Annotated in this window: 24 protein-coding genes and 1 tRNA gene; 8 read left to right on the top strand and 17 right to left on the bottom strand. The window is 69.9% G+C overall.

Annotated features, from left to right (window positions below; genetic code table 11):
* Window positions 1-43: 43 nt before the first annotated feature.
* On the top strand, window positions 44-772 hold the full coding sequence (locus OED52_RS01280) for a queuosine precursor transporter (RefSeq protein WP_264152913.1): 729 nt from the start codon (window positions 44-46) through the stop codon (window positions 770-772).
* A gap of 4 nt (window positions 773-776) precedes the next feature.
* On the opposite strand, the gene tgt is transcribed toward OED52_RS01280, so the two are convergent.
* From tgt to OED52_RS01265, 3 genes are all read right to left on the bottom strand, one after another.
* Window positions 777-2,036 carry a tRNA guanosine(34) transglycosylase Tgt gene (gene tgt / locus OED52_RS01275; RefSeq protein WP_264152912.1) on the bottom strand — a complete coding sequence of 420 codons (1,260 nt, stop codon included), beginning with the start codon at window positions 2,034-2,036 and terminating at the stop codon, window positions 777-779.
* Window positions 2,033-3,247, bottom strand: a complete 1,215-nt coding sequence (locus tag OED52_RS01270) for an MFS transporter (protein ID WP_413247697.1) — start codon at window positions 3,245-3,247, stop codon at window positions 2,033-2,035. Before OED52_RS01270 ends, tgt begins: the two co-directional genes overlap by 4 nt.
* Window positions 3,248-3,379: 132 nt before the next feature.
* Window positions 3,380-6,121, bottom strand: a complete 2,742-nt coding sequence (locus tag OED52_RS01265; RefSeq protein ID WP_264152911.1) for a calcium-translocating P-type ATPase, PMCA-type — start codon at window positions 6,119-6,121, stop codon at window positions 3,380-3,382.
* Between the two features lie 134 nt (window positions 6,122-6,255).
* On the opposite strand from OED52_RS01265, the gene OED52_RS01260 reads away from it, so the two are divergent.
* Window positions 6,256-6,675 carry a pyridoxamine 5'-phosphate oxidase family protein gene (locus OED52_RS01260; protein ID WP_264152910.1) on the top strand — a complete coding sequence of 140 codons (420 nt, stop codon included), beginning with the start codon at window positions 6,256-6,258 and terminating at the stop codon, window positions 6,673-6,675.
* Between the two features lie 43 nt (window positions 6,676-6,718).
* Window positions 6,719-7,600 carry a cation diffusion facilitator family transporter gene (locus tag OED52_RS01255; RefSeq protein ID WP_264154542.1) on the top strand — a complete coding sequence of 294 codons (882 nt, stop codon included), beginning with the start codon at window positions 6,719-6,721 and terminating at the stop codon, window positions 7,598-7,600.
* On the opposite strand, the gene OED52_RS01250 is transcribed toward OED52_RS01255, so the two are convergent.
* A complete protein-coding gene (locus OED52_RS01250; RefSeq protein ID WP_264152909.1) occupies window positions 7,560-8,162 on the bottom strand; it encodes a LysE/ArgO family amino acid transporter in 603 nt (200 codons plus the stop codon). The genes OED52_RS01255 and OED52_RS01250 overlap by 41 nt on opposite strands.
* A 72-nt stretch (window positions 8,163-8,234) precedes the next feature.
* Here OED52_RS01250 and OED52_RS01245 point away from each other — a divergent pair, with 72 nt between their 5' ends.
* Window positions 8,235-9,131, top strand: coding sequence for a LysR family transcriptional regulator ArgP (locus OED52_RS01245; protein ID WP_264152908.1), 897 nt, complete (start codon window positions 8,235-8,237; stop codon window positions 9,129-9,131).
* Window positions 9,132-9,161: 30 nt separating this feature from the next.
* Here the strand turns inward: OED52_RS01245 and OED52_RS01240 are convergent, their stop codons facing one another.
* From OED52_RS01240 to OED52_RS01215, 6 genes are all read right to left on the bottom strand, one after another.
* Window positions 9,162-10,370 carry an ROK family transcriptional regulator gene (locus OED52_RS01240; RefSeq protein ID WP_264152907.1) on the bottom strand — a complete coding sequence of 403 codons (1,209 nt, stop codon included), beginning with the start codon at window positions 10,368-10,370 and terminating at the stop codon, window positions 9,162-9,164.
* A 94-nt stretch (window positions 10,371-10,464) separates the two neighbouring features.
* A complete protein-coding gene (locus OED52_RS01235) occupies window positions 10,465-12,294 on the bottom strand; it encodes an ABC transporter ATP-binding protein (protein WP_264154541.1) in 1,830 nt (609 codons plus the stop codon).
* A 56-nt stretch (window positions 12,295-12,350) separates the two neighbouring features.
* A complete protein-coding gene (locus OED52_RS01230) occupies window positions 12,351-14,078 on the bottom strand; it encodes an ABC transporter ATP-binding protein (RefSeq protein ID WP_264152906.1) in 1,728 nt (575 codons plus the stop codon).
* Window positions 14,079-14,166: 88 nt separating this feature from the next.
* Entirely contained in the window at window positions 14,167-16,509 is a 2,343-nt protein-coding gene (locus tag OED52_RS01225) for an MMPL family transporter (RefSeq protein ID WP_264152905.1), read from the bottom strand.
* A gap of 55 nt (window positions 16,510-16,564) precedes the next feature.
* Entirely contained in the window at window positions 16,565-17,158 is a 594-nt protein-coding gene (locus OED52_RS01220) for a TetR/AcrR family transcriptional regulator (protein WP_264152904.1), read from the bottom strand.
* Between the two features lie 95 nt (window positions 17,159-17,253).
* Entirely contained in the window at window positions 17,254-17,718 is a 465-nt protein-coding gene (locus tag OED52_RS01215) for an RrF2 family transcriptional regulator (RefSeq protein WP_264152903.1), read from the bottom strand.
* Window positions 17,719-17,873: 155 nt separating this feature from the next.
* Here OED52_RS01215 and OED52_RS01210 point away from each other — a divergent pair, with 155 nt between their 5' ends.
* Window positions 17,874-18,827: a sterol desaturase family protein gene (locus tag OED52_RS01210; RefSeq protein ID WP_264152902.1), complete on the top strand. Its 954-nt coding sequence runs from the start codon at window positions 17,874-17,876 to the stop codon at window positions 18,825-18,827.
* Window positions 18,828-18,836: 9 nt separating this feature from the next.
* Here OED52_RS01210 and OED52_RS01205 read toward each other — a convergent pair whose 3' ends face one another.
* Window positions 18,837-19,523, bottom strand: a complete 687-nt coding sequence (locus tag OED52_RS01205; RefSeq protein WP_264152901.1) for a YceI family protein — start codon at window positions 19,521-19,523, stop codon at window positions 18,837-18,839.
* Window positions 19,524-19,532: 9 nt separating this feature from the next.
* Window positions 19,533-21,011 carry an MFS transporter gene (locus OED52_RS01200; RefSeq protein WP_264154540.1) on the bottom strand — a complete coding sequence of 493 codons (1,479 nt, stop codon included), beginning with the start codon at window positions 21,009-21,011 and terminating at the stop codon, window positions 19,533-19,535.
* A 172-nt stretch (window positions 21,012-21,183) separates the two neighbouring features.
* Here OED52_RS01200 and OED52_RS01195 point away from each other — a divergent pair, with 172 nt between their 5' ends.
* Entirely contained in the window at window positions 21,184-21,723 is a 540-nt protein-coding gene (locus OED52_RS01195; RefSeq protein ID WP_264152900.1) for a TetR family transcriptional regulator, read from the top strand.
* A gap of 72 nt (window positions 21,724-21,795) precedes the next feature.
* Here OED52_RS01195 and OED52_RS01190 read toward each other — a convergent pair whose 3' ends face one another.
* The 4 genes from OED52_RS01190 to OED52_RS01175 form a co-directional block, all read right to left on the bottom strand.
* Window positions 21,796-22,557, bottom strand: a complete 762-nt coding sequence (locus tag OED52_RS01190) for an Ltp family lipoprotein (protein ID WP_264152899.1) — start codon at window positions 22,555-22,557, stop codon at window positions 21,796-21,798.
* Between the two features lie 143 nt (window positions 22,558-22,700).
* Window positions 22,701-22,791 (bottom strand) — tRNA-Ser (locus tag OED52_RS01185).
* A gap of 46 nt (window positions 22,792-22,837) precedes the next feature.
* Complete coding sequence (locus OED52_RS01180; protein ID WP_264152898.1) at window positions 22,838-23,314, bottom strand: nucleoside deaminase; 477 nt, start codon at window positions 23,312-23,314, stop codon at window positions 22,838-22,840.
* Window positions 23,315-23,875, bottom strand: coding sequence for a tRNA adenosine deaminase-associated protein (locus tag OED52_RS01175; protein WP_264152897.1), 561 nt, complete (start codon window positions 23,873-23,875; stop codon window positions 23,315-23,317).
* Between the two features lie 48 nt (window positions 23,876-23,923).
* Between OED52_RS01175 and OED52_RS01170 the strand changes: the two genes are divergently transcribed.
* Complete coding sequence (locus OED52_RS01170) at window positions 23,924-24,886, top strand: prephenate dehydrogenase (protein ID WP_413247738.1); 963 nt, start codon at window positions 23,924-23,926, stop codon at window positions 24,884-24,886.
* Entirely contained in the window at window positions 24,874-26,217 is a 1,344-nt protein-coding gene (locus tag OED52_RS01165) for an amidase (protein ID WP_264152895.1), read from the top strand. The genes OED52_RS01170 and OED52_RS01165 overlap by 13 nt, the downstream gene beginning before the upstream one ends.
* 12 nt (window positions 26,218-26,229) lie before the next feature.
* On the opposite strand, the gene OED52_RS01160 is transcribed toward OED52_RS01165, so the two are convergent.
* Window positions 26,230-26,829 carry a putative glycolipid-binding domain-containing protein gene (locus tag OED52_RS01160; RefSeq protein WP_264152894.1) on the bottom strand — a complete coding sequence of 200 codons (600 nt, stop codon included), beginning with the start codon at window positions 26,827-26,829 and terminating at the stop codon, window positions 26,230-26,232.
* Window positions 26,830-26,866: the final 37 nt, after the last annotated feature.

Raw genomic sequence — 26,866 nt, 5'->3', positions numbered from 1 at the left:
CCGCAACTTCGCGATCCGCGCGCGGTAGTGCTTGGATATCCGGGTGACAGAGCACGGACCGACCACCACCCCGACCACCGACCACGTGGCGTTCGCGCACGTGGGCCGCAGCTCCTATCCGGGGATCCTGGTGCTGTTCACGGCCGTGCTGATGATCTCCAACATCTGCGCGACGAAGGGCATCGCCTTCTTCGAGAGCGCGGAGTTCTCCCTCGGCCCGCTGCAGATCCTGCCGATCATCACCGACGGCGGGTTCTTCCTGTTCCCGCTGGCCTACATCCTCGGCGACGTGCTCAGCGAGGTGTACGGCTTCGCGGCCACCCGCCGCGCCGTGTTCTACGGCTTCGGGGCGGTGGCGCTGTCGGCGCTGTGCTTCTGGATCACCCAGCAGCTCCCCGCCGCCGACTTCTACGCCGGTCAGGAGTCCTTCGAGACCGTGCTCGGCGTGGTGCCGCGGATGCTGCTCGCCGGCCTCGCCGGCTACGTGGTCGGACAGTTGCTCAACGCCTACGTCCTCGTGCGCATCAAGGAACGCACCAAGGAGAAGCACCTGTGGGCGCGCCTGATCGGGTCCACGGTGGTCGGCGAGTTCGCCGACACCCTGATCTTCTGCTCGATCGCCGCGGGTGTCATCGGCATCGCGACCTGGGCGGACTTCGTGAACTACGTGCTCGTCGGCTTCCTGTGGAAGACCCTCGTCGAGATCGTCGTGCTGCCCGTGACCTACCGCGTCATCGCGTACGTCAAGAAGCGCGAACCCACCTACGCGTGACGGCTCAGGCCTGACGCCGGTTCCTGTAGAAACGGCCCAGTGTCTCGGTCTTGAACTCCTCGAACGTGCCGTTCTCGATGCTCGTCCGGATGTCGTCGACGAGGCGCACCGTGAACCGCTCGTTGTGGATCGTGCACAGAGTGGACGAGAGCATCTCCTTCGCCTTGAACAGGTGGTGGATGTACGCCCGCGTGTAGTTCCGGCAGGTGTAGCAGTCGCAGTTCTCGTCGATCGGCGTGAAGTCGCGGCGGAAGCGGCTGGTGTCGATGTTGAACCGGCCGTCCGGATGGTAGATCGCGGCGTTGCGCGCGACCCGCGACGGATTGACGCAGTCGAAGGTGTCGACCCCGTGCTCGACGGCGACGAAGACGTCGTCGGGTTCGCTGATGCCCAGTAGGTGCCGCGGCTTGTGCTCGGGCAGTTCCTCGGTGCACCACCGCACGATGGTGCCGAGATTGTGCTTCTCGAGCGCCCCGCCGATGCCGTAGCCGTCGAAACCGCGCCCGGTCTCCCCCACGATGGATTCGAGCCCGCGGCAGGCCTGCCGGCGCAGGTCCTCGTACTGCGCGCCCTGCACCACGCCGAAGAGCGCCTGGTAGGGACGGTGCGCGCGTTCGGCGGTGAGCTTCTCGTGCTCGGCGATGCACCGCACCGCCCAGGCCTGGGTCCGTTCGAGGGAACGTTCCTGGTAGCCGCGGGTGTTCATCAGGGTGGTCAGCTCGTCGAAGGCGAACATGATGTCGGCGCCGAGCTCGTGCTGGATGCGCATCGACACCTCGGGGGTGAACCGGTGCCGCGAGCCGTCGAGGTGCGACTTGAAGGTCACCCCGTCGTCGTCGACGTGGGCGAGCCGTTCCTTGCCCTTGGCGATGACGTCGTCGTTCTGCTCGCCGACTGCCTCCATCGCGATGACCTTCTTGAACCCGGCGCCGAGCGACATGACCTGGAAGCCGCCGCTGTCGGTGAAGGTCGGGCCGGACCAGTTCATGAACTTGCCGAGCCCACCGGCCTCGTCGACGATGTCCGATCCCGGCTGCAGGTAGAGGTGGTAGGCGTTGGCGAGCAGCGCCTGCGCCCCGAGGTCGGCCATGGTCTCGGGCAGCACGGCCTTGACCGTGGCCTTCGTGCCCACCGGGACGAACGCCGGGGTGCGGATGTCGCCATGCGGGGTGTGGATCGTGCCCGTGCGCCCGAGTCCGTTGTCGAGACGCGCACCGACGGAGAAGAACGGGTCGGGCGGGGACGGAATGCTGGGATCGGTCACGACCGTATCCAATCACGTCCCCGGATGGAGACCGCGAACACGGCGACCCCGGCGAGGGCGAGCACCACCCCGACCGCGGCGGGAGCGGTGTAGCCGAGACCGGCCGCGATCACCACGCCCCCGATCCACGCGCCGAACGCGTTGGCGAGGTTGAACGCCGCGTGGTGCAGCGAGGCGGCGAGGGTCTGGGCGTCCTCGGCGACGTCCATCAGCCGCACCTGCAGGGCCGGCCCGACGGCGGCGCAGCCCATCCCGAGCCCGAAGACCAGCAGGAACGCCGTATACGGATTGTGCGCGGCGGCGACGAAGACGGCGAGCAGCACCGCGAGGGCGGTGACGGTCGCGAAGACGGCGGGGACCACGGCGCGGTCGGCGAGACGCCCGCCGACCATGTTCCCGGCGACCATGCCGAGACCGAACAGCATCAGCGCGACCGGCACCAGCGACTTCGGTACGCCCGCGACGTCGGTGAGGGTGGTGCTGATGTAGGTGTAGACGGCGAAGACCCCGCCGAAGCCGATGACCGCGGTGGCCAGGGTCAGCCACACCCGCGCGCTCTTCAGCGCCCCGAGTTCGATCCGCACGCTGGTGGTGGGGATCGACAACGACGGCACCCACGCGGCCAGGGCGGCCACTGTGGCCGCGCCGATCACCGCGACCAGCACGAACGCCGATCTCCAGCCCAGAGCCATGCCCAGCCACGACGCCGCCGGCACCCCGACGACGTTGGCGACGGACAGGCCCGTCATCACCAGCGCCACCGCCTGCGCGCGGCGGCCGGGCCCGGCGAGGTGCGCCGCGACCAGTGCCGCGACCCCGAAGTACGCGCCGTGCGGCAGGCCCGCGACGAAGCGGGAGGCGACCAGCAGCCCGTAGTTCGGGGCCAGCACGGTCGCCGCGTTGCCGAGGGTGAACGCCACCATCAGCGCGACCAGCAGGGTCCTGCGGGGGACGCGAGCGGCGATCGTCGCGATCAGCGGCGCCCCGACGACGACGCCGGCCGCGTAGGCGGACACGACGTGCCCGGCGGTGGGTTCGGAGACGCCGACGCTCGCCGCGATCTCCGGCAGCAGGCCCATCGCCACGAACTCGGTGGTGCCGATGCCGAACCCGCCGAGCGCGAGTGCCCACATCACGAGGGTGCGGACGCGCCGGCCGGTCGCCGGGGCCGCGGGATCGTCGAGGGGGCGGCCGGAAGCCGTGGTGGTCATCGGGAGGGAACCTTCGATCGTGGGTGTTCCCGGAACCGACGGTCGTGTGCCCCGGGGCAGCGTCCATTGTGGTGCAGGCGGGGCCCCCGGCCCCAGCCGTGGCGGCGTGAGTTGCACCATCCCGCCGGACCGTCAGGTGAGCGCGGGCGCGATCGCCCGGGCAGTGCGCCGGGCCTCGAGGCGGCGCGCCACGAACTTGCCGGCCTCGTCCACCCACAGCACCGTCGAGCCGACCGCGACCGCGAACAGCCACTGCTCGGAGGTGAGCGAGGTGGTGTCCATGACACCCTGCAGCGCCCCGAGCTGCACGACGCAGATCTGCAGGGCGATCACGGCGCCGATCGCGATCCAGACGGTGTGGTTGGTGAATGTCTGCGCCGAGAACACCGACCCGAGGTTCGAGCGCACGTTGAACAGGTTGAAGACCTGGTAGAAGACGAAGGTCGTGAACGCGAGGGTGGTGGCGAACAGCGGATCGGCCGCACTGCCGGGGAACAGTTCGGGCCCGAAGTGCAGGACGGCGATGGTGCCCGCGGTCATCACCACCCCGAGACCGAGGATGCGCCGCACCCGCGGCCGGTCGAGCAGGGCTTCCCGCGCGGGACGCGGCGGCCGCTTCATGGCGTCGGGTTCGGCGGGGTCGACGCCGAGGGACAGCGCGGGCGGGCCGTCCATGATGATGTTCACCCACAGGATCTGCAGGGCGCTGAAGGGTGCGCCGCCCGCCAGTCCGAGCGCCCCCGCGGTCAGGAAGACCAGGACGAACCCCCACGCGGTGGTGAGCTGGAATTTCACGAACTTGACGATGTTGTCGTAGATTCCGCGGCCCTCGGCGACCGCGGCGACGATCGTCGCGAAGTTGTCGTCGGTGAGGATCATGTCGGCGGCGCTCTTGGACACGTCGGTGCCGGTGATGCCCATCGCGACACCGATGTCCGCCTGCTCGAGGGCGGGAGCGTCGTTCACGCCGTCGCCCGTCATCGCGACGATCTGCCCGTCGGCCTGCAACGCCTCGACGAAGCGGATCTTGTGTTCGGGAGAGACCCGCGCGAGAACACCGAATTCCTTTGCCCGCTGCCGCAGTTCGTCGTCGGATAGGCCGTCGAGGTCGGCGCCGGAGGCGGCCGCGCCGCGGATACCGAGTTCCCCGGCGATCGCCGAGGCGGTCACCAGATGGTCGCCGGTGATCATGTGCACGGAGATCCCCGCCTCGTGCGCAAAGGCGATGGCGTTCTCGGCCTCGGTACGCGGCGGGTCGACGATGCCGACGACCGCGAGGACCGTCAGCCCGGACACCTTCTGCTGCAGCGCTTCCGCGTCTCCTCGGGGCACGGCGTCGAGGTCGCGGCCGGCGATCATGAGGGTGCGCAGCCCCTCCGACGCCAGGGCCTCCACCGCCTGCCGGATCCGCCCCCGCGCGGCGTCGTCGAGCGGGACCGTCCCGCCGGAACCGGTGACCGCCGCGGCGCGTTCGAGCAGCACCCCCGGGGCACCCTTTGCGTAGCAGCGGTAGCCACCGGCGGGCAGGGTGTGGAAGGTGGCCATGTACTTGTAGTCGGAATCGAAGGGCACCTCCGCGATCCGGCTCAACGCCGTGCGGACCCCGTCGACGTCGATGCCACCCTTCTCGGCGAGCACGACGAGGGCACCTTCGGTGGGGTCGCCGACGAGCGTGCCGTTGCGCACGGACGCGTCGTTGCACAGACTCATGCCGAGCAGCGCCTCGGTGAGATCCGGTGCGGGCAGGCCGTCGCCGACGAGGATCTTGCCGTCGGTGCCGTACCCGGTGCCGGTGACGCGGAAGGTCCGGCCGGCGACGAGCAGCCGCTGGACCGTCATCTCGTTGAGGGTGAGGGTGCCGGTCTTGTCGGTGCAGATGTGCGTGGTGCTGCCGAGCGTCTCCACCGCCGCGAGCCGTTTGACGATCGCGCCGCGCGCGGCGAGCCGGGAGGCACCCATCGCGAGGGTGAACGCGACGACCGCGGTGAGTCCCTCGGGGATCGTCGCCACCGCCAGCGACACCGCGGTGACCAGCAGATCCGACCACGACTGTCCCCGTAGCAGCCCGAGGGCGAACACCACCGCGACCGTCACGATCGCGACGATCGTCAGGGTCTGCGCGAGCTGCCCGATGCGCCGCTGCAGGGGTGTGCGTTCGACCCCGGCCGATTCGAGAAGGGCGGCGATGGCCCCCATCTCGGTGCGCATCCCGGTTCCGGTGACGAGCATCGTGGCACGGCCGCGGGTGATCTCGGTGTTCATGAACAGCATGTCGGAGCGATCACCGAGCAGGGCGTCCGGATCGGCGACGATCTCGGCCTGCTTGTCGACGGGCTGCGACTCCCCGGTGAGCACGGCCTCGGCGACCTGCAGCCGGACCGCGGTGACGAGACGCCCGTCCGCCGGGACGGTGTCCCCCGCTTCGACGAGCACGACGTCGCCGGGCACCAGCTCGGCCCGCGGGATCTCGACGGTGCGGCCGTCGCGCAGGACGCGGCTGGTGGACACCGACATCGTGCGCAGCGCCTGCAGGCTGTTCTCTGCCCGGGACTCCTGCACGTAGTTCAGCACGGTGTTGAGGGCGATCACCGCGAAGATGACGACGGGGGTCTCCCATTCGCGGGAGACGGTGGCGCTGACCACCGCCGCCACGACCAGCACGAGGGTCATCCGGTCGGCGAGCAGGGCGAGCAGTCGCCGCCAGGTGGGTGGCCGCGGCGCCTCTTCGAGGAGGTTGGGGCCGTGCTCGGCGCGGCGCCGTTCGACCTCGGTCGCGCTCAGTCCCCGCTGCGGGTCGACGCCGAACGCACGGGCGACCTCCGTCGCCTCCCGAGTGTGCCATCCCGGGGTGGTCGCTGCGGTCTGTGAGGACATCGGCACTCCTGCGGTGCGAGGGTGGGCCGACCCCACCGTAACCGCCGGAGCGTTCCCCTGCGCCGGAAGCGGATTCGTGATGTTCTGGAGGGACCGCAGGGCGGATGCCACATCACTTCCGAGGAGGGAACGCGATGAGCGAGAACCCGAACGTCGACGATCCGGTCGTCACGCTCGAGGAGGACCGGTGCTGGGAACTGCTCGCCTCGGGCGGGGTGGGTCGTCTCGTCACCGTCGTGGACGGACGGCCGGAGATCTATCCCGTCAACTTCGTGGCGGACGACCGCACGGTGTACTTCCGCAGCGGGCCGGGCAGCAAGCTCTCCGAACTGGCGGTGCACCGGGAGGTCGCGTTCGAGGTCGACGAGATCCGTGAGGACGCGGCGTGGAGCGTGGTGCTGCACGGGCAGGCCCGGATCCTGCAGAGTTTCGACGACGCGGCGAGGCTCGACGCCCTGGGGCTCGCGCCGTGGGTGCCGACCCCGAAGTACGACTACGTGGCGTTGACGGCGCACGAGGTCACCGGACGGCAGTTCGCCCTCGTCAAGCGCTGACCCCGTGGCGACCTCGCCGCAGCACCGGCTGCTGACGCGGTTCATGCTGCTGTCGGTGGCGACGGCGCTCGCCACGATGCTGCTCAAGGTTGCAGCGGCGTGGATCACCGGGTCGGTCGGTCTGTTGTCGGACGCCCTCGAGTCCGGGGTCAACCTCGTCGCGGCCCTCGTCGGCCTCGCGGCACTGCGGCTGGCGGCGAAACCGGCCGACGCCAACCACGACTTCGGGCACGGCAAGGCCGAGTACCTGTCGGCGGCGGTCGAGGGGACGATGGTCTTCGCCGCCGCGGCGGCGATCCTGTGGACGTCGGTGGAGCGGTTGCTGAGCCCGCAGCCGGTGACGGAGGCGGGACTGGGCCTGGTGCTGGCGTCGGCGTCGTCGCTGCTCAACCTGGTCGTGGGGCTGGTGTTGATACGGCAGGGCCGCGCGCACCGGTCGATCACGCTGGTCGCGGACGGCAAGCACCTGCTGACGGACGTGTGGACATCGGTGGGGGTGCTGATCGGGGTGGCGCTGGTCGCGGTGTCCGGATGGACGGTGCTCGACCCGATCGTGGCGATCCTCGTCGCGCTGAACATCCTGCGGATCGGTCTGGGTCTGGTGCGGCAGGCGGTCGTGGGGATGCTCGACGCGGTGCTGCCGCCGGAGGACGTGGCGGCTGTGAACGCCGTGCTCGACCGCTACCGCGAATCGGGGACGGTGACGATCCTGCCACCGCGCACCCGCGAGTCGGGACGGCAGCGGTTCGTCTACCTGGTTGTGCGGGTGCCGGGCGACTGGACGGTGCGGGCCGGGCACGACCTGCTCGATCGTATCGAGGCCGATCTCGCCGAGGCCCTGCCGGGGGTCGTGGTGTTCACGCACCTCGAACCGGATCGCGCCGTCAGGCCGACGCCACGAGTCCCGCGCCGAGACCGAGCATGAGCACCGCGACACCGCCGTCGAGGATGCGCCACGAGGACGGCTTCGCGAACCAGGCGCGCAGATAGCGGGCGCCGTAGCCGAGCGCGGTGAACCACACGATGCTCGCGGTGATCGCGCCGGCGCCGAACCACCAGCGTCCCGGATCGCCGTAGTGATTGGCCACCGAGCCGAGCATGAGCACGGTGTCGAGATAGGTGTGGGGATTGAGCCAGGTCAGCGCGAGGCAGGTCAGCAGGGCTGCACCGATGGTGACGGCACCGCCCGGTGCGGCGGACAGCGCCGACGGCTTCAGGGCACGCCGCGCCGCGAAGAGCCCGTAGCAGATGAGGAATGCCGCTCCGGTCCAGCGGATCACGTCGATCGCGCCGGGTGCGCGGTCCAGGATCGTCGCGATCCCGGCGATGCCGGCGGTGATGAGGATCGCGTCGGAGAGCACGCAGATCGCGATCACGGGCAGCACGTATCGTCGCGCGATGGCCATGCGCAGGACGAAGGCGTTCTGCGCACCGATGGCGACGATGAGGGACAGACCTGTGACGAAACCGGCGACGACGAGGGACATGGCGTAGACGTTAGGAAGACCGGCTCCGTAAGAACAGTTGGTTTTACTGAAGCTGCATTAGAGTTTCTTGATATGGACCTGGACTTCGCTCAACTGCGCACGTTCGCAACGGTATTGGACGAGGGAACTTTCGAGGGTGCGGCCGCTGTTCTCCGCGTCACACCCTCCGCGGTGAGTCAGCGAATCAAGTCGCCCGAACAACACGTCGGGCAGGTGCTGCTGCGGAGGACCCGACCCGTGACCGCGACCCCGGCCGGCGAGGTGGTGATGCGTCTCGCCCGGCAGGTGGCGCGGCTCGAGCAGGACACCTCGGAGGAACTCGGGCTGGCTGCGACGGAGGGCAACTACACCACGATTCCTCTTGTCGTCAACGCGGATTCGATGTCCACCTGGATGCTGCGCGCCCTCGCGCGGATGCCGGTGCGCTACCGGGCCCTGTTCGAACTGCACCGCGAGGACGAGTTCCATTCGACGGACCTGCTGCGCGACGGCACCGCGATGGCGGCGGTGACCTCCGTCCCCGAACCGGTGCAGGGTTGCACCTCCGAGAAACTCGGTGCCATGCGCTATCACGCGATGGCGAGCGTGGACTTCGCCGAACGGTGGTTCCCCGACGGCATGACCGCCGCCGCGCTGAAGGACGCACCGATGCTCACCTTCGACCGCAAGGACGACATGCAGGACCGCTTCGTCCGCAGGCGCACCCGCCGGCGGATGAACCCGCCGCGCAACTACGTCCCGGGTGCGGTGGAGTTCGTCGAGGCCGCGCGGCTCGGATTGGGCTGGGCGATGCTGCCCGACGCGATGGTCGCCGACACCACCGACCTGGTGCACCTGACCCCCGACGATCCACTCGACGTGCCGCTCTACTGGCAGCGGTGGCGGCTGGACTCCCCCGTGCTCGACGCCCTCACCGACGCGGTGCGGCGGACCGCCGGCGAGATCCTGCACCGGCCTTCGGGGCATTGACGTTCGGGACGCCGACCGTCGGGTGCAGCCTCACACCGCCTGCAGCGCCCCGATCGGGTCGGTGAACACCGCACTCGACGCCGCACTCAGCCCCGCCGCGGACTGGATCTCGTCGCCGTGGTCCGAGAACCGCAGCGGCACATCCCGATACGACGACGACCGGCGATAGCCGTCGAGCACATGGGCGCGGGCCGGTGCGTAGCGGGTGAACGCCTGCCCGCCCACCGTCACCACCTCCGGATTGACGATGTCGCGCACCAGCGCCACCGCCCGGCCGAGCACCTGCGACCGGTGCCGGAGCAATTCGGCCGCCACCCGGTTGCCGGATTCCGCCGCCGCGTACACCGACCCGATGCCGTCCACGGCGGGCAGCACACCCGACCGCACCGCGATGTCGACGACGGTGCTGTCGGCCACCGCGGCCTCGAGACACCCGACCCGGCCGCACTCGCACTGCACCCGCCACTCGGTGGGCAGATGCGCGACGGTGCCCGGTCCGTCGACGGACGACCGCGCGACCCCGTCCACCAGCCACGCCACCGCCACCGTCTCGCGGGCGTAGACGTACAGCCAGCTCGCGGGGCGGTGCCGGAAGGTCGCCTCGTAACGCCGGTACTCGACCTCCGCCATCGCCTCGACCTGCGGCACCACCGTGTACGGCGTGGCTACCACCGACCCGAACAGCGCGTCGACGGGCAGTTGTGCCCAGCCCAGCCGGGAGTGGTCGACGATCCCCCGGCTGCGGTCGTACCGGCCGCCGACCGCCAGCCCGGCGCGCACCGGAACCCGCTCCGGCAGGACTCGCTCGTGGGCGCGGATCGTCTCCCCGATCCGGGTGAACAGCTCGTCCGGTCGCGAGGGGGTGGGGAAGGTGGTGCGGCGCAGCTCCCTGCCCCACAGGTCTCCCGCCACGACGAGGGTGTCGCGGACACCGACGTGAGCACCGGCGAGCACGAACCGGTCGGCGTTCAGGTCGACGGGCACGTGGGGGCGGCCCACCCGCCCGCGCGGAGCGAGATCGGGCCGGTCGCACAGCAGTTCGTAGGCCAGCAGTTCCGCCACCGCCCGGTTGACGGTGGACGCGGAGAACCCGGTGGCCGTGGCCAGCATCGTGCGGGTCGCCGGACCGCCCCGACGCAGCTCCTGCAGGATGCGTCCCGCCGCGGTGGTCTCGTCGACTCGCGCAGGCCCCGCCGGCGCTGTCGGTGCCGGTGCAGCGTCCCCGATCAGGCTCGTCATGCACCGGAGTGTGCCGCGTCAACGCCGCGAGGGGAACGGTTTTCGTCACGGCGCGCAGAAGTCCGCGCGGGCCGTGCCGGAGCCGGTCCGGTGATCAGTCCACGAGCGCCTTGAACTGCGCGTCGTACAGCCGCGCGTACGCCCCGTCCGCCTCGAGCAGCGCCTCGTGCGTGCCCTGTTCGACGATCCGCCCGTCCTCCATGACCACGATGCGGTCGGCGTTGCGGATGGTGGACAGGCGGTGGGCGATGACGAAACTGGTGCGGTCGTCGCGCAGCCGGGCCGTGGCCTCCTGGACGAGCAGTTCGGTGCGGGTGTCCACCGAACTGGTGGCCTCGTCGAGGATGAGGATCGACGGCTTCGACACGAACGCCCGCGCGATCGTGATCAGCTGGCGTTCACCGGCGCTGAGGCTGCCGCCGCTCTCCTCGTCGATGATCGTGTCGTAACCTTCGGGCAGGGCCCGCACGAACCGGTCGACGTAACTCATCCGCGCCGCCGAGAGGATCTGGTTCTCGGTGGCGTCCGGATTGCCGTAGGCGATGTTCTCGCGGATGGTGCCGCCGAACAGCCAGGTGTCCTGCAGCACGATGCCGATGCGCGAACGCAGTTCGTCTCGGGACATGTCCCTGATGTCCACACCGTCGACGAGGATGCGTCCCGAATCGACCTCGTAGAACCGCAGGATCAGGTTGATGAGGGTGGTCTTGCCGGCGCCCGTGGGGCCGACGATCGCGATCATCTGGCCCGGCTCGGCGCGCAACGACAGGTTCTCGATGAGCGGCCGGTCGGGGACGTAGGAGAACGAGACGTCCTCGAACTCGACGAGACCGTGACGGCTCCACGGCATCGTCGGCACCGCCGCCTCCGGTTCCTCCTCCGGCTCGTCGAGCACCGCGAACACCCGCTCCGCGGACGCCGCCGCGGACTGCAGCAGGTTGACCATCGCGCCGATCTGCGCGAGCGGCTGGGTGAGCTGCCGCGAGTACTGGATCATCGCCTGCACGTCGCCGAGCGTCGCGGTGCCCGACGCGACCCGTAGACCACCGAGCACCGCGATGACGACGTAGCCGATGTTGCCGAGGAAGGTCACGAACGGCATCACCAGACCCGACACGAACTGGGCGCGGTAGGACGCCTGGTACAGCGACTCGTTCGTCTCGGTGAAGCGGCGCTGCACCTCCTCGGTACGGCCGTAGGCGGTGATGAGCTCGTGCCCGGTGAAGGCCTCCTCGATCTGCCCGTTGAGCGCGCCGGTGGTCTCCCACTGCGCCGCGAAGTGCTTGCGGGAACGGCGGGCCACCAGCATCGTCACCACCACCGAGGCCGGGATGATCAGCATCGCGATCAGCGCCAGCAGCGGGGAGATGATCAGCATCATCACCACGAGCCCCAGCAGGGTCATCACCGCCAGGACCAGCTGTGAGATGGACTCCTGCATACCGGCGGCGACGTTGTCGATGTCGTTGGAGACCCGGCTGAGCAGGTCGCCGCGCGAATGCGTGTCGAAATAGCGCAGCGGCAGCCGATGGATCTTGCGTTCGACGCTCGCACGCATGTCGCGCACGACGCGCTGCACGATCTCGTTGAGACCGTAGGCGGCGATCCAGATCAGGCCCGACGACAGCAGATACAGCGCGAGCACGATGACCAGGGTGCGGCCGAGCGCCGTGAAGTCGATGCCCGCACCCGGCAGCACGTCCATGCCGGAGACCATGTCGGCGAACCGGTCGCGGCCGTCGGCGCGCAGTTCCGCGACCGCCTGCTCCTTGGAGAGACCGGCGGGCAGCTGCATGCCGATCACGCCGTCGAAGATGATGTCGGTGCCGCGGCCGAGCACGAACGGTGCGATCGACATGCTCACCACACCGAGCAGGGCCGACAGCAGCACCGAGTAGACGGCGTAGCGGTGCGGGTGCAGCATGCCGAGCACCCGGCCGACGGTGCGCAGACGGGACGGAGCGGCGGCCTCGGGAGTCGTCACAGCGTGGCCATCCTCTGCGATTCGACGATCTCGGCGTAGGTCTCGCAACGGCCGAGCAGACCGAGATGACTGCCCACGTCGACCATGACGCCGTTGTCGAGCACCACGATGCGGTCGGCGTCCTGCACCGTCGACACCCGCTGCGCGACGATGAGGACGCAGGCGTCGCGGGTCTCGGGTTCGAGCGCGGCGCGCAGCCGGGCGTCGGTGGCGGGGTCGAGCGCCGAGAACGCATCGTCGAACAGGTAGATCGAGGGCCGGCGGACGAGGGCCCGCGCGATCGCGAGCCGCTGCCGCTGCCCACCGGAGACGGTGGTGCCGCCCTGCGACAGGACGGTGCCGAGCCCCTCGGGCATCCGGTGCACGAAGTCGGCGGCCTGCGCGACCTCGAGGGCGTGCCACAGTTCGTCGTCGGTGGCGTCGGCGCGGCCGTACCGGAGGTTGTCGGCGACGGTGCCGGAGAACAGATAGGCCTTCTGCGGGACCACGGCGATCCGCGCACGCAGCTCCTCGGGGTCGAGGGCGCGCACGTCGACGCCGCCGACGAGGACCTGGCCGGCGGTGACGTCGATCAGGCGGGGCACGAGCCGCATCAGGGTGCTCTTGCCCGATCCGGTGCCACCGATGATCGCGGTGGTCGAGCCGGGATCGGCGAGGAACGACACCCCGCTGAGCACGGGGGCGTCGGCACCCGGATAGGAGAAGCCGGCCTCACGCAGTTCGAGGGTGACGCGAGGCGGCAGCCCGCGGACCGGGTCGGCCGGGGCGGTGACGGTCGGTTCGGTCTCGAGGACGTCGAGGATGCGCTCGGCGCACACCGACGCGCGGGGCGCGAGGATCGCGACGAAGGCCGTCATGAGCACGGCCATGAGGATCTGCGCGATGTAGGTGATCATCGCGGTGATCGAGCCGACCTCCATCTGCCCGTCGGCGATGCGGTGCCCACCCACCCACAGCACCGCCACGGTGCTCACATTGGAGATGAGCAGCACCGCCGGATACAGCACGGCGTTGACCCGCCCCAGACGCAGCGCGGTGGCGGTGAGGTCGTCGTTGGCGACGTCGAAGCGGCCACGTTCGGTCTCGTCGCGGACGAACGCGCGGATCACCCGGATACCGGTGATCTGCTCGCGCAGCACCCGGTTGACGACGTCGATGCGGGTCTGCATCACCCGGAAGCCGGGCAGCATGAGCGCGATCAGCGTGACCATCGTGAAGATCAGCACCGGGATCGCGACGACGAGCACGAGCGAGGTGCCCACGTCCTCGCGCAGCGCCATGATCACACCGCCGAACGCCATGATCGGGGAGGTCACCACGATCGTGCAGGTCACCAGCACGAGCATCTGGACCTGCTGGACGTCGTTGGTGTTGCGGGTGATCAGCGACGGGGCACCGAAGGTGCCGAACTCGCGGGCGGAGAACCGGCCCACGCTGCGCACCAGCGCGAGCCGCACGTCGCGGCCGAACCCCATGGCGGCGCGCGCCGCGAAGTACACCGCACCGATCGACGCCGCGATCTCGACGGCGCTGATGCCGAGCATCGTCATGCCGGTGCGGGTGATGTAACCGACGTCCCCGACCGCCACGCCCCGATCGATGATGTCGGCGTTGAGGCTCGGCAGCAACAACATCCCCCCGGTGGCGACGAGCTGCAGGAGCACCACTGCAAGCAGGGCACCCCGATACGGCGCCAGAAAGCGGCGCAACAGCCGTAGCAACATGGGCATCACGCTACCTGCGGGCTCGGACGGGACGGTTCATCGACGGGCGGGCGGTCACGGACCGGGTCCGTGACCGCCCCGCAGGTCGTCACACCCGCGCGGCTTCCGAGCCGGCGGAGTCGGCGGCGAGTTCGCGGGTGAGCTTCTCGCCCTCGACGTCGACGTTGGGAAGGACCCGGTCGAGCCACTTCGGCAGCCACCACGCCTTGTCGCCGAGCAGCGCCATCACCGACGGGATGATCACCATGCGGACGACGAAGGCGTCGAAGAAGACGGCGGCGGCGAGCGCGAAGCCCATCGACTTGATCAGCGAGTTCGGTTCGGCGATGAAGGCCGCGAACACCGAGATCATGATGATCGCAGCGGCGCTGACCACGCGGGCACCGTGACCGAAGCCGGCGACCACCGCGTCCTTCGCGGACGCGCCGTGCACGAACTCCTCACGCATACGCGTCACCAGGAACACCTGGTAGTCCATGGCCAGACCGAAGACCACACCGATCAGGAAGATCGGCATGAAGCTGACGATGGGCTGCGGGTTGGCGATCAGGCCGCCCCAGCCCTCCTGGAACACCGCGACGGTCGCACCGAAGGTGGCCAGGACGCTGAGCAGGAACCCGAGCGTCGCGGTGAGCGGCACCAGGATCGAACGGAACACCAGCATGAGCAGGATGAACGCGAGGCCCACCACGACCGCGAGGTACGGCACGAGCGCGCTCTGCAGGCTCTCGGAGATGTCGCCCTCGAGTGCGGTCTGGCCGGTGATGCCGTAGGAGACGCCGTACTCGTCCTGCAGCTGCGCCTCCTCGCCGCGGATGGAGTCGACGAGTTCCATGGTGGCCTCGTCGCTCGGGCCGCTGCGCGGGGTGACGAGGATCTGGGCGGTGTCGCCCGCCTCGTCGACCGCCACGATCTGCGCGTTGACGACCTCGTCGTGCTCGGTGAGCGAGGCGACGACCGCCCCGAACGCCACCGGCGCCTCGACGTTCGCGTCGCGGGCGTCGGCGACGACGATCAGCGGGCCGTTGCGGCCCGGGCCGAAGCCCTCGTCGACCAGGTCGTAGGCCTTGCGGGCGCTGGTCGCGGGATCGCCGGTCGCCTCGGTCGGCAGTGCCAGGCGCAGCGCGGTCGCGGGCAGGGCCAGCGCACCGAGCAGCAGGACACCGACGAGCAGCGGCACCAGCGGGCGGCGGGTCAGCAGGCCGGCGAACTTCACCGCGGCGCGCGGGGTGTCCGAGTCGCCCTCGGCGTCGGTGGACTTCAGGCCGGGGATGCGGCCGGCGAAGACCTTCTCGCCGAACAGCGACAGCACGGCGGGCAGCAGGCTGATGGCGATCAGCACGGCCATGAACACGGTGAACGCCGCAGCGTACCCCATGGCGGACAGGAACGGGATGCCCACGACGCTCAGCGCCGCCAGGGCGATGATGACCGTCAGGCCGGCGAAGACGACGGCGGAACCGGCGGTGCCCACGGCCCGGCCCGCGGCCTCGGCGCGGTCGTCGGTGACGGTGATCTCGTGCCGGAACCGGGAGACGATGAACAGCGAGTAGTCGATCGCGACGGCCAGGCCGATCATGATCGCGAGCGTCGGGGTCATCGAGCTCAGGTCGGCGAAACCGGTGGCGATGGTGATGCCCATGCTGCCGATACCGACACCGACCAGCGCGGTGATCAGCGGCAGGCCCGCGGCGACCAGCGAGCCGAAGGTCAGGGTGAGGACGATCGCGGCGATGACGATGCCGATCAGCTCGGAGGAACCACCCGGGGTCTCCATCTCGGCGGCGGCGGTGCCACTGACCTCGACGGTCAGCCCGGCGTCCCGGCCGACCTCCGCGGCAGCGGCGATCTGCTCGCGCATCGTGTCGTCGACGTCGGTGATCCCACCGTCGAAGGGGACGGTGACGAAGCCGACGGTGCGGTCGGCGCTCAGCGGCGACAGCGCGGCGGCGTTCGCGAGCGCGGCCTCCTCGGGCAGGCCCTGCTCCGCCCCGGCGGCCTTCATCTGCTCGACGAGACCGGCGTCGGCGAGCACCGGGTTGACCAGGGCACCGGCCTGTTCCTCGGGCGTGGCGGTGGCCGGGTCGACCTTGGCCGGCGCGGAGACCTTGTCGATGCCGCGGATCGCGGCGAGCACCTCGTCGACGGCGGCCATGTTGGCGGGCTCGTCGAGCGTCTGCCCCTCCGGCGCGGCGAAGACGTAGCGGGCGCTGAGCGCGTTCATCGGATCGTCGGCGGAGGGGAAACGCTCCGCCATCAGGTCCTGCGTCTTCTGGGCCGGGGTGCCCGGCAGCGAGAACGAGTCGGTCGTGGGACCGGCCAGCGTCGCCGCACCCACTCCGAAGAGCACGAGGATCACGATCCATACGGACAGGACTGCGCCTTTTCGCCGGTAGGCGAACTTGCCCAGCCGATACAGGTAGGTCGCCACGGGGCACCCTTTCTCTGTCGGATGTTGCGGGGATGGGGGTGGGTGGTGCGGGTGCCTACGGGAACCCGCGGCGGAGCTGCGTGAACGCGTCGCGCACGAGATCCTCGGCCGACCGTCCCGTACTGCCCTCCAGGTACATCTCCATCGCGGCCCGCATCGCCCCCATCGCGGCGTAGTTGAGCAGCGACGGCCGGAGATCGGTGACGGGGTCGGTGCCGGTGCGCTCGGCGATGATCTCGATGAGCTTCCGGGACGAGCGTCGTTCGACCTCGATCCGGTGCGCCGAGAGCACGTTGCCCTCCTCGATGAAGGCGATGCACGCGACGATCTCGTCGAACTGCCATTCGGAACTGCACACGATCGCCAGAGCGGTTTCGAGCAGCGAGTCGAGGATGTGCTCGTCCCGCGGGCGGTCGCGGAGCAGTTCGATCCACTCCTCGACCCTCGTCTCGAGGTGGACGAGGAACGCTTCTTCCTTGCTCGCGAAGTAGTTGTGGAAGGTGCGGGTCGAGACGCCTGCGCGGGCTGCGATCGCGTCCGCGGTCACAGCGTGCAGGCCGTGGTCGCGGGCGAGTTCCGCCGCGGCGTTCGCAAGAGCGGCGCGGGTGGCGGCCTTCTTGCGGTCGCGCAGGCCTGGAGCAGTGGTCACTCCACTACGTTACAGAAATTGCAGATCTCTGAAACTTTGCAGAGATGTGCAATTTCATGTTTCGCCTCACACGGCCGCGGCATACGTTGCCGGCGTCACACCTGCCGGCGCTCCCAGGCACCCGGATCCTTCGTCAGGTCCTCCACGAAGCCCGGCAGGCGTCCGGAGACGACGTCCGCGAGCGAGACCTCCTCGAGCACCGCCCGCAGGTTCACCCGCACCGCGATCCACACGTCCTGCAGTTTCTCGGCCACACCGGTGTAGGCGACACTCTCGGGCCGCTCCCCGCGCACCGACGCCAGGGGGCCCTCGACCGTGCGGATCACGTCCGCGATGGAGATCTCCGCCGCCGGGCGCGCGAGCCAGTAACCACCCTCCGGGCCCCGGCGGCTGCGGACCAGTCCGCCGCGGCGCAGATCCGCGAGGACCGCCTCGAGGAACTTGTGCGGGATCGACTGGGCGGTCGCGAGGGTCTCCGCCTTCGCCGGGCGCGCGTCGTCGATCGCCGCGAGTTCGAGCAGGGTCCGCACGGCGTAGTCGACCCTTGCGGTGATGTGCATGCCAGGCCTCTCGCAACGCTGCGGACGGGACCCTCAATTCCTACCAGGAGAGGGGTGAAGGTCCGAAGCCCGCAGGCCACCGACGGGGCTGGTGATCCCGAACACACCGCGGGTAATGTGGACCGTTGTTCACACCTATCCGAAAGGGTGTCGCGATGTGGGAGACCCTGGTGCGGTCGTGGGAGTCCTTGCTCGAACCGCTGCACGACCCGGTGACGCTGGCGATTCCCGCCTTCCTGACCTTCCTGATCCTGGAATGGGTCGCGGCACGCACCCTCGAGCACGTCGAACCCGGTCCCGACGGACGCGTCCGTCCGCCACGCGGCGGTTACGAGATGCGCGACGCACGGGCCAGCCTGTCGATGGGCCTGATCTCGATCGTCACCAGTGCCCTGTGGAAGGTGCTGGCGCTGGTCGGGTACGCGGCACTGTGGGTCTACGTCGCGCCGTGGCATCTGCCTGCCGACGCCTGGTACACCTGGGTGATCCTGCTGTTCGGGATCGACTTCCTCTGGTACTGGTACCACCGGATGGCACACCGGGTGCGGCTCGTGTGGGCCACCCACCAGGCGCATCACTCGAGCGAGTACTTCAACTTCGCCACCGCGCTGCGGCAGAAGTGGAACAACAGCGGCGAGATCCTCATGTGGCTGCCGCTGCCGCTGCTCGGCGTACCGCCGTGGATGGTGTTCGTCGGGTTCTCGTTCAACCTCGTCTACCAGTTCTTCGTCCATACCGAACGGGTCGGCAAGCTGGCCCCGCCGATCGAGTTCGTGTTCAACACGCCCTCGCACCACCGGGTGCACCACGGCTCCGATCCGGACTACCTCGACAAGAACTACGCGGGGATCCTCATCGTCTGGGACCGGATGTTCGGCACCTTCAAGGAAGAGGAACACCGGCCCACCTACGGCCTCACCAAGCCGGTGGGCACCTTCAACATCTGGGACCTGCAGACGCACGAGTACCGGGCGATCGCCCGCGACTGGCGTAACGCGGGCACCCTTCGCGACAAACTGGGCTACGTCTTCGGGCCGCCCGGATGGACCCCGCGGACCGGCGGCAGCGCGACCACCGGCTCCGAGAAGGTCACGCCGTCCCGGGCGTGACCGCGGAGGTCACTGCTTCTCGAGGGTGACGAGGAAATCGACGCTGCCCGCGTCGTCGACCGTCACGAACCCGAGGTCCGGGGGCTCCACACCGAAGTCCGTCCAGGTGGTGGGCACGCTGCCCGAGGCGACGATGTCCTCGCCGCTGCGCAGCACCTCGACGTCGACCGTCACGGGACGCTCCTCGCCGCGCAGGGTGAGCGTGCCGGTCACGGTGACGGTGCCGGTCGTGCCGTCGGTGGGCACGGAGGACAGGTCGACGGGTTCGGTGAGGAGGAAGGTCGCCGTCGGAAAGTTCGCGGTGTCCATCACCCGGGTGCGGAACTGGTTGTCGCGCTGACCGCTGTCGGTGGTGATGCCGTCGACCTCCACCACGACCTCGGCGGCGGTGAGGCTCCCGTCGACGATGGTCGCCGCACCGGTCACCCGGTCGGTGCTGCCCACGACGGTGACGTCGGCGCCGCGGAGGATCTCGTGCACGGTGTAGCCGGCGGCGGTGCGGTTGGGGCCGGTGCCCGCGACGACGGCCCACTCACCGTCGAGCGTTCCGGTCGCGGCTTCGGCGCCCTCGGTGGAGACCGTCGCGGCGGGTGCATCGTCCTCCGCGATGAACGTTCCGTACACCCATGGGGCAACGAAGAAGCCGAGCAGAGCCACGACCACGACGGCGACCAGCGCCCACACCAGTTTTCGCATGGTGGAAACTTAAACCATCTCGGCTTCTCCGTGGGGTCCGTCGTTCCGGTGCTCGGAGAGGGTGCGCCACGCGACGACCGCCGAGACGACCATGAGCACGACGCCGACGAGCGAGGTGATCGTGACGCCGCTGTCGAAGGCCTCCCCCGCCGCCGCGAGCAACGCGTCCGCGGATCCGGTGGGCAGGGTCTCGGCGACGGCGTGGGCTCCGCCGAGCGTCTGCCGGGCGGCCTCCGTCCGACCCGCATCCAGCCCGGCCGGCAACTCCAGGTGGGTCCGGTAGGAGGCGGTGAGGATCGAGCCGAGCACCGCCGTGCCGAGCACCGCGCCGATCTCGTAGGCCGTCTCGGAGACCGCTGAGGCCGCACCGGCCTTCGTCGCGGGCACGCTCGAGACGATGAGGTCGTTCGACAACGTCTCGGCCGCACCGATACCCGCACCGAGCACGGCGAACGCAACGATGATCGGGGTCACCGCCGTGGGCGAGGCGAACAGGAACACCAGGGCGTAGCCGGACGCGGAGGCCAGCAGCCCGGCGACGACGACCGCCGACGGCTGCACCCATCGCACCACCGCGACCACCGACATCCCCGCGACCACCATCACGGCCAGACCCGGCACGAGGCTCAGCCCGGCCTGCATCGGGCTCTGCCCGATCACGAGCTGCAGGTGCTGGGAGACGAAGAACAGGAAGCCGACCAGGGACATGACCGACAACAGGTTCACCGCCACCGCCCCGGAGAAGGTGGGGACGGTGAAGAGGCGGACGTCGAGCATCGGATCCGGGCGGCCGAGCTGCCGTCGCACGAACGTCACCGTCGCGGCCACACCGATCGCCGCCGCGACCGCCACGACGGGACCGAACCCGTCGTGCGCGAACTCCTTGACGGCGAACACGATCGGGGCCATCGCGAGCATGGACAAGGCGATGCTCACCACGTCGATGCGGCCCGGGCTCGGGTCCTTCGATTCGGGCACGAAGATCGGAGCGAGCACGAGCAGCGGGATCAGCACGGGCACGGCGAGCAGGAAGGCCGCACCCCACCACGCGTGTTCGAGCAGGAAACCACCGACGACGGGGCCGAGCGCCGCGCCGGCGGCGAAGCACGACGCCCAGATCGCGATGGCGAGTCGCCGCTGACCGGCATCGAGAAAGATGTTGCGCAGCAACGACATTGTGGACGGCATGAGCATCGCACCGAAGATGCCGAGGGCACCGCGGGCCGCGACGAGCCACTCGGCCGAGGGCGCACAGGCCGCGGCAGCCGAGATCGCGGCGAAGCCGGTCGCGCCGACGAGCAACAGTCGCCGGCGGCCGATGCGGTCGCCCAGGCTGCCCATCGGGACGAGCAGACCGGCCAGCACCAGCGGGTAGATGTCGACGATCCACAACTGCTGGGTGGCGGTCGGTTGCAGCGCCGCCGAGATCTCCGGCAGCGCGAAGGCGAGAACCGTGTTGTCCACCGAGACGAGGAGTACCGGCAGCATGAGCACCGCGAGGGCAGCCCAGTGCCGGGCGTCGGCCTTCGGGGCCGGCGAGGCGAGTTCGGAATGAGGCGCGGAGGTCGCCACGAATATCGAGCTTTCGGGGAGTCGGGATCCAACCGTCGTTACTGTACCAGCTGGACGGTACGGTAACGATGATCGTACGATCGGCGTCGTGCCCCCCGCTCCCGCCGCTCGCGCCAAACTCCTCGACGCCTTCGTGACGATCCTGCTCGAACAGGGCGAACGCGCCGCGACGTTGGAGGCCGTCGCCGCCGCCGCAGGTGTCTCCAAGGGCGGCCTGCTCTACCACTTCCCCACCAAGGACGCCCTCGTCGAGGGCCTCGCCGAGCACGTCGAGAAGCTCGCGGCCGAGGACGTCGACCTCATGCGCGCCGCACCCGAGGGCCCGGTGGAGTACTACATCCGCACCTCGGTCTTCACCGACACCCCGCTCGACCGCGCCGGCGTCGCCCTGACCCGCCTGAGCCAGACCGCGAACCCGCGCGCCCGCGAGGCCCTGCAACGGATCCATCAGGGCTGGTTCGACGCCCTCGCCGAGGAGATCGGTGACCACGCGACGGCCCGCGCGGTCGCGCTCATCGGCGACGGTCTCTACTACCGCGCCGCGATGTCGGGCGAGACGAGTACGACGCCCCCCGAGGACGTCGACGACCTGCTCGCGGTGGTCCGCAGACTGACCCGCACCGACTGAACTTCGGGGAGGTTGTGTGCGCGTATTCGCGGAAATCCGTGCACGACCTCCCCGAAGGCGGAACCACCGGGGTCAGTAGCCGGCCCGGGAGACCCCGTACTCCGCCTGCGAGGGGGTGAAGCCCTCGTATTCGAGCTGCTCGATCAGTTCTTGACGCGAGAAGGCGGCGAACTCCAGGTACATCTCGGCCGACTTCGCGGCTTGCTCGTTCCAGTCGGGGTCCACGTAGTCCACCGCGAACGTCGCGTCGTCCGTCGAGTAGCCCTCGTATTCGAGCTGTTCGATCAGACCCGAGCGTGAGAAGGCCGAGAAACTCAGGTAGTCCTGTGCCGAGCGCACCGCGTTGCTCTGCGCCATCGTCATCCCGGAGTTCGACGACGTCCGCGTCGTGGTGCGGGTCTCGAGGGTCGCCGGAACCGTCACCGTCTCGGTGAGGGTCGTCGCCGTGGTCGACGGTGTCGGGGTGACGGTCGTGGACCGCGGCGTGGTCGTCGTCGTCGCCGTGGTCGTCGTGGTGACGGGAGCCGCGCTCGTCGTGCTGGTCACCTGGGCCGTCGACGTCTCGTCGGAGGAGTTCCCGGCGGTCCCGACGACCGCGACGACGACGAGCAGCACCGCAGCCGCACCGGCGATCCACGGCCACTTCTTGCGATCACCACTTCCCGGCCGACCGCCACCGGGCTCCGACCCCACGGCCGAGAACACCTGGGTGGGCGCATCGGAAGGCGGGAAAGGCGGCGCGGCCTGAAGCGCCGACGTCCACTGCTGCCCGTCCCACCATCGGAGCTGCCCGGAACCTTCGGGGTCCGGATACCACCCGGCAGGAGTCGTCATATTCCGCTTTACCTTTCCATCGACAAACCTTTACCGCGCCTATCGACCGCTACACAACCAGAGTTACGTTGCGGGCGGAAGACGTCTCCGGGGAGCGGACAGAGAAAGGGCCCCTCACCTGGATGAACAGGTGAGGGGCCCTCTGGCGGTGGCGGTGGGATTTGAACCCACGGACGGGGGTTACCCGTCACGCGCTTTCGAGGCGCGCTCCTTCGGCCGCTCGGTCACGCCACCGTTGTCGACTCTAGCGGATCGCACACCTCATCCTGAAATCGCCTGGTCAGAGCTCCGAAATGGAGCCTCGCTGCTCCCGGAAGAACTCCTCGAGCACGGCCGCACACTCGGCTTCGAGCACCCCGGCCCGCACTTCGGGACGGTGAGTGAGCCGACGGTCGCGCACGACGTCCCACAACGACCCCACCGCTCCCGTCTTCGGCTCCCACGCCCCGAAGACCACCCGCGACACCCGGGACAACACCAGCGCACCCGCGCACATCGTGCACGGCTCCAGGGTCACGGCCAGGGTCGCGCCTTCGAGCCGCCAGCCGTCCCCGTACACCTTCGCGGCGGCCCGCAACGCCAGGACCTCGGCGTGGGCCGTCGGATCACCGGTCGCCTCACGGGAGTTCGCGGCCCGCGCCAGCTCGCGGCCGTCGGACCCGAACACCACCGCGCCCACCGGGACGTCCCCGGCGGGCGCGGCAGCAGCGGCTTCCAACGCGACCCTGATGAGCTCCTCGTCCTCGCGCAGCCCCATCTAACGGAGCGAGCCCAACGTCTTGGCGAGCACGTCGTCGAAACCGAGACGCTCCGCGATCTCCTCGATCTGCTCGTCCGGGTACAGGTCGGTCTCCGACAGGATCACCGACAGCACCGGTTCCGGCAGACCGAGATCGGCGAGGATGCCGAGGTCGCCTTCCTCCCACGGCTCGATCTCGTCCAGCTCGTCGGGGTCGATGTCGGGGATCTCGATGTTCAGGGCGTCGAGGACGTCGGCTGCGATGTCGTAGTCGACGGCCATCGTCGCGTCCGACAGCAACAGCCCGTTCCCGACGGGTGCGGGACGCACGATCACGAAGAACTCGTCGTCCACGTTCAGCAGACCGAACACTGCGCCGGAGCTTCTCAGCTCCCTCAGTTCCGTGACCGCGGTGTCGAGACTCGTCAGGGCGGCCCCGGACAGTGCCCGGCACTTCCAACGGCCGTCCTCGCGGGTCACGGCGACGGCGTAGCCGTCGAGGTCGTCACTGGAACCGACGGCGGACTTTCCGCTCGGATTCACGGAAGGGCTCTTTTTCCCTACACGCTGTGCAGCCATGGGCGCAACGGTAGTCGGCTCCGTCCGGTGAATGAAGCCCAGTAGGCGATATGTCAACCTGATGTGGTGAGTTCAGAGCCGTCCACCCCGCCCGTCTGTGTCCTCGGCCTCGGTCTGATCGGAGGGTCGCTCCTCCGCGCGGCGGTGGCGACGGGACGGCAGGCCTTCGGCTGGAACCGCTCGTCGCAAGCCGTGGAAGGCGCGGTCGCCGACGGTTTCGACGCATCCACCGACCTCACCGCGACTCTCCGCCGCGCCGCCGAGAACGACGCCCTCGTGGTGATCGCGGTGCCGATGCCGGCGGTCGACGGCATCCTCGCGGCGATCGCCGAGCACGCACCCGACGTCACGCTCACCGACGTGGTGAGTGTGAAAGCACAGGTCGCGGCGGCGGTCGCCGCACACGGGCTCTCCCGCCGCTTCGTCGGCGGTCACCCGATGGCCGGCACCGCCGAATCCGGCTGGACCGCCGGCGACGCCGACCTGTTCCGCGACGCGGTATGGGTGGTGACCGTCGACGACGGCACCGACCCCGAGGCGTGGCGGCAGGTCGCCGAACTGGCCCTCGACTGTGGTTCCGTCGTGGTCCCCGCCGAATCGCGGGAGCACGACGCGGCGGTCGCACGGATCTCGCATCTCCCCCATGTGCTCGCGGAGGCGCTGGCGCTGTCCGGCGCCGAGGGCGGCGACCTCGCGCTGGGTCTGGCCGCCGGTTCATTCCGGGACGGCACCCGCGTCGCGGCCACCGCCCCCGCGCTGGTGGATGCGATGTGCGAGGGCAACGCCGTCGCCCTGCTGGACGTGCTCGACGAGACCCTGCGGGTGCTGTCGGCGGCCCGGGAGCAGCTCGCGGCCGGCAGCACCTCCGAGCTCACCCGCGCCGGTCACGCCGCCCGGCAGCGCTACGAACAGCGGCGACGCGACCCGATCACCGGCACACAGCCGGGCGACGAGGGCTGGATCGAGACCTTCCGCGAGGCCGGACGGAAAGGCCGGGTGTGGGCGCGATGAACCTGCGCGACACCGCCTCCGCGCTGACCACCGGCAGGACGACGTCCACCGAGCACGTCCGCTCGGTGCTGGCCGAACTCGACGCCCTCACCGGCACTCCCTGGGAGAACGCCGTCGCCGCCCGCAACGACGCGGCAGCACTCGAGGCGGCCGCGCTGGCCGACGAGCAGATCTCGGCGGGGAACTGGATCGGACCGCTGCACGGCGTGGCGGTCGCGGTGAAGGACAACATCGACGTCGCCGGCTTCCCCACCCGGTGCGGGAGCGCGGTGCTCGCCGACGCTCCCCCGGCCCGGCGCGATGCCCGCATCGTCGAGAAGCTCCGCGAGGCCGGCGCGATCGTGGTGGCGAAGACACACCTGCACGAGTTCGCCTACGGCCCGACGGGTCTGGTCAACGCGTCCGGGCCCGCAGCGCATCCGCACGATCCGAGCCTGATCAGTGGTGGGTCGTCGTCGGGTTCGGCCGTGCTGGTCGCGCGCGGGATCGTGCCGGTGGCGCTGGGCACCGACACCGGCTGCAGTGTCCGCACCCCGGCGGCGTTGTGCGGGATCGTCGGATTCAAGCCCGGTTTCGGGGCGCTGCCCGAACAGGGCGTGTTCCCCCTGTCGACGACCTTCGACCACATCGGCCTGCTCACCGGCGACGCGCTGGACGCGTCGCTCGCCTGGGGTGCGTTGCCGGGCATCGCCCACCTGCGCACCCCGGTCTCCGAACTGCGCATCGGCCGGTTGCGCGGCGGGATCTGGGAGCAGACCGACCCTGTGTTCGCCGAAGCCGTCGAGACCGCCTGCCGCACCCTGTCCGACCTCGGGGCCCGCCTCGTGGACGTGGAGCTGCCGGAGACCGACGAGATGCTCGAGGTGTATCCGGTCGTCACGGGCTCGGAGGCCTACGAGACGCACCGGGAGTGGTTCGAGGCCGACCCCGGCCGCTACGGAACCCCCACGGCCGCTCTGCTGGCCGCACAGCGCGACCGTCTCGCCCACGAGTACGTCCGGGCGGCCCGCGCGGCCGGGAGACTGCGGCGCGAGGTCGTGCACCGTTTGCGGACCGTGGAGAAGCTGGACGCCCTGATCACGGTCACCACCGGTGTCCGGTCGGCTCCGCTGACCAGCGATCCGGTGGAACTGCGCGCACCCCTGCTGCAGCGCTGCATCCCGTTCAGCGTCCTCGGGGTGCCGGCGATCTCGGTGCCCGCACCGGAAGGCGACAGCTGCCCGGTCGGCCTGCAGATCGTGGGGCTCACCGGCGGCACCCACGGACACGGCAGCCATCCCGCCGAGTCCACGGCTCTCGCCGTGGCCATGGCGGTGGAATCCTCTGCCTAGATCCGCTTCTGCCTAGATCCGCTTGGCGAGACCGCGGTACTCCAGCACGAAGCCGTCCTCGTCCACCGTCACCGATGACGACGCCACCGGCGAGAGCACGTGGATGCCGTCGGACGCGCTGCTGTAGACGACGGTGGCCTCCTCGACCCGCAGGTCGACGAGATTGAGGTACACCACCGGCACCTCGACGTCGTCGGCCCCGAGCTGCAGGTCGTAGCGGCGGATCGGCAGGGCGTTGAAGAACGGGCTGAACACGACGTCCACGTCCAGCGCACCGCCGAACGCGGAGCGGTGGTGGTCGGTGCCGTTGTCGGTCATCCAGATGCCCTCACCCGAGCGGGTGAGGGACATGTGACGCTCTCCCGCCGCCTGCGTGGTGCGGACCGACAGGCGTCGCGTCACCCCGTTCTCGTCGGTCACGAGGTCGTAGGACGCGCTGAAGGCGGGATGCTCCGCGCACTCGGCGCCGACGATCCGCCCCGACGCCTTGATTCGGCGCCCGGACAGTTGCACTCGCACCGATTCCATCCGAGGCGCATCGACGGCCTGCCAGGTCAGAAGGGCAGGCCAGGTCGACGCGGAGCCCGTGACATCAGAAGCTGGGATGCTCACGCTGTATACCGTAGGCGACGAAGCGTACGCAGGGGGT

This window comes from Rhodococcus sp. Z13 (assembly GCF_025837095.1).
Lineage (GTDB): Bacteria > Actinomycetota > Actinomycetes > Mycobacteriales > Mycobacteriaceae > Rhodococcus > Rhodococcus sacchari.
Note: the sequence above shows the minus strand (reverse complement) of the source record. Positions and strands in the feature narration are given on the sequence as shown.

What these genes read in the sequence shown, in the direction of transcription:
- OED52_RS01245 (WP_264152908.1), top strand. Translation starts at nt 8,235, where the DNA reads ATGGACCTGGACTTCGCTCAACTGCGCACGTTCGCAACGGTATTGGAC.
- OED52_RS01230 (WP_264152906.1), bottom strand. Translation starts at nt 14,078, where the DNA reads ATGTTGCTACGGCTGTTGCGCCGCTTTCTGGCGCCGTATCGGGGTGCC.
- OED52_RS01210 (WP_264152902.1), top strand. Translation starts at nt 17,874, where the DNA reads ATGTGGGAGACCCTGGTGCGGTCGTGGGAGTCCTTGCTCGAACCGCTG.
- OED52_RS01270 (WP_413247697.1), bottom strand. Translation starts at nt 3,247, where the DNA reads ATGACCACCACGGCTTCCGGCCGCCCCCTCGACGATCCCGCGGCCCCG.
- OED52_RS01180 (WP_264152898.1), bottom strand. Translation starts at nt 23,314, where the DNA reads ATGGGGCTGCGCGAGGACGAGGAGCTCATCAGGGTCGCGTTGGAAGCC.
- OED52_RS01190 (WP_264152899.1), bottom strand. Translation starts at nt 22,557, where the DNA reads ATGACGACTCCTGCCGGGTGGTATCCGGACCCCGAAGGTTCCGGGCAG.
- OED52_RS01175 (WP_264152897.1), bottom strand. Translation starts at nt 23,875, where the DNA reads ATGGCTGCACAGCGTGTAGGGAAAAAGAGCCCTTCCGTGAATCCGAGC.
- OED52_RS01255 (WP_264154542.1), top strand. Translation starts at nt 6,719, where the DNA reads ATGCTGCTGTCGGTGGCGACGGCGCTCGCCACGATGCTGCTCAAGGTT.
- OED52_RS01250 (WP_264152909.1), bottom strand. Translation starts at nt 8,162, where the DNA reads ATGTCCCTCGTCGTCGCCGGTTTCGTCACAGGTCTGTCCCTCATCGTC.
- OED52_RS01235 (WP_264154541.1), bottom strand. Translation starts at nt 12,294, where the DNA reads ATGCTGCACCCGCACCGCTACGCCGTCTACTCGGTGCTGCTGTCGGCC.
- OED52_RS01205 (WP_264152901.1), bottom strand. Translation starts at nt 19,523, where the DNA reads ATGCGAAAACTGGTGTGGGCGCTGGTCGCCGTCGTGGTCGTGGCTCTG.
- OED52_RS01200 (WP_264154540.1), bottom strand. Translation starts at nt 21,011, where the DNA reads ATGCTGCCGGTACTCCTCGTCTCGGTGGACAACACGGTTCTCGCCTTC.
- OED52_RS01265 (WP_264152911.1), bottom strand. Translation starts at nt 6,121, where the DNA reads ATGTCCTCACAGACCGCAGCGACCACCCCGGGATGGCACACTCGGGAG.
- OED52_RS01260 (WP_264152910.1), top strand. Translation starts at nt 6,256, where the DNA reads ATGAGCGAGAACCCGAACGTCGACGATCCGGTCGTCACGCTCGAGGAG.
- OED52_RS01215 (WP_264152903.1), bottom strand. Translation starts at nt 17,718, where the DNA reads ATGCACATCACCGCAAGGGTCGACTACGCCGTGCGGACCCTGCTCGAA.
- OED52_RS01240 (WP_264152907.1), bottom strand. Translation starts at nt 10,370, where the DNA reads ATGACGAGCCTGATCGGGGACGCTGCACCGGCACCGACAGCGCCGGCG.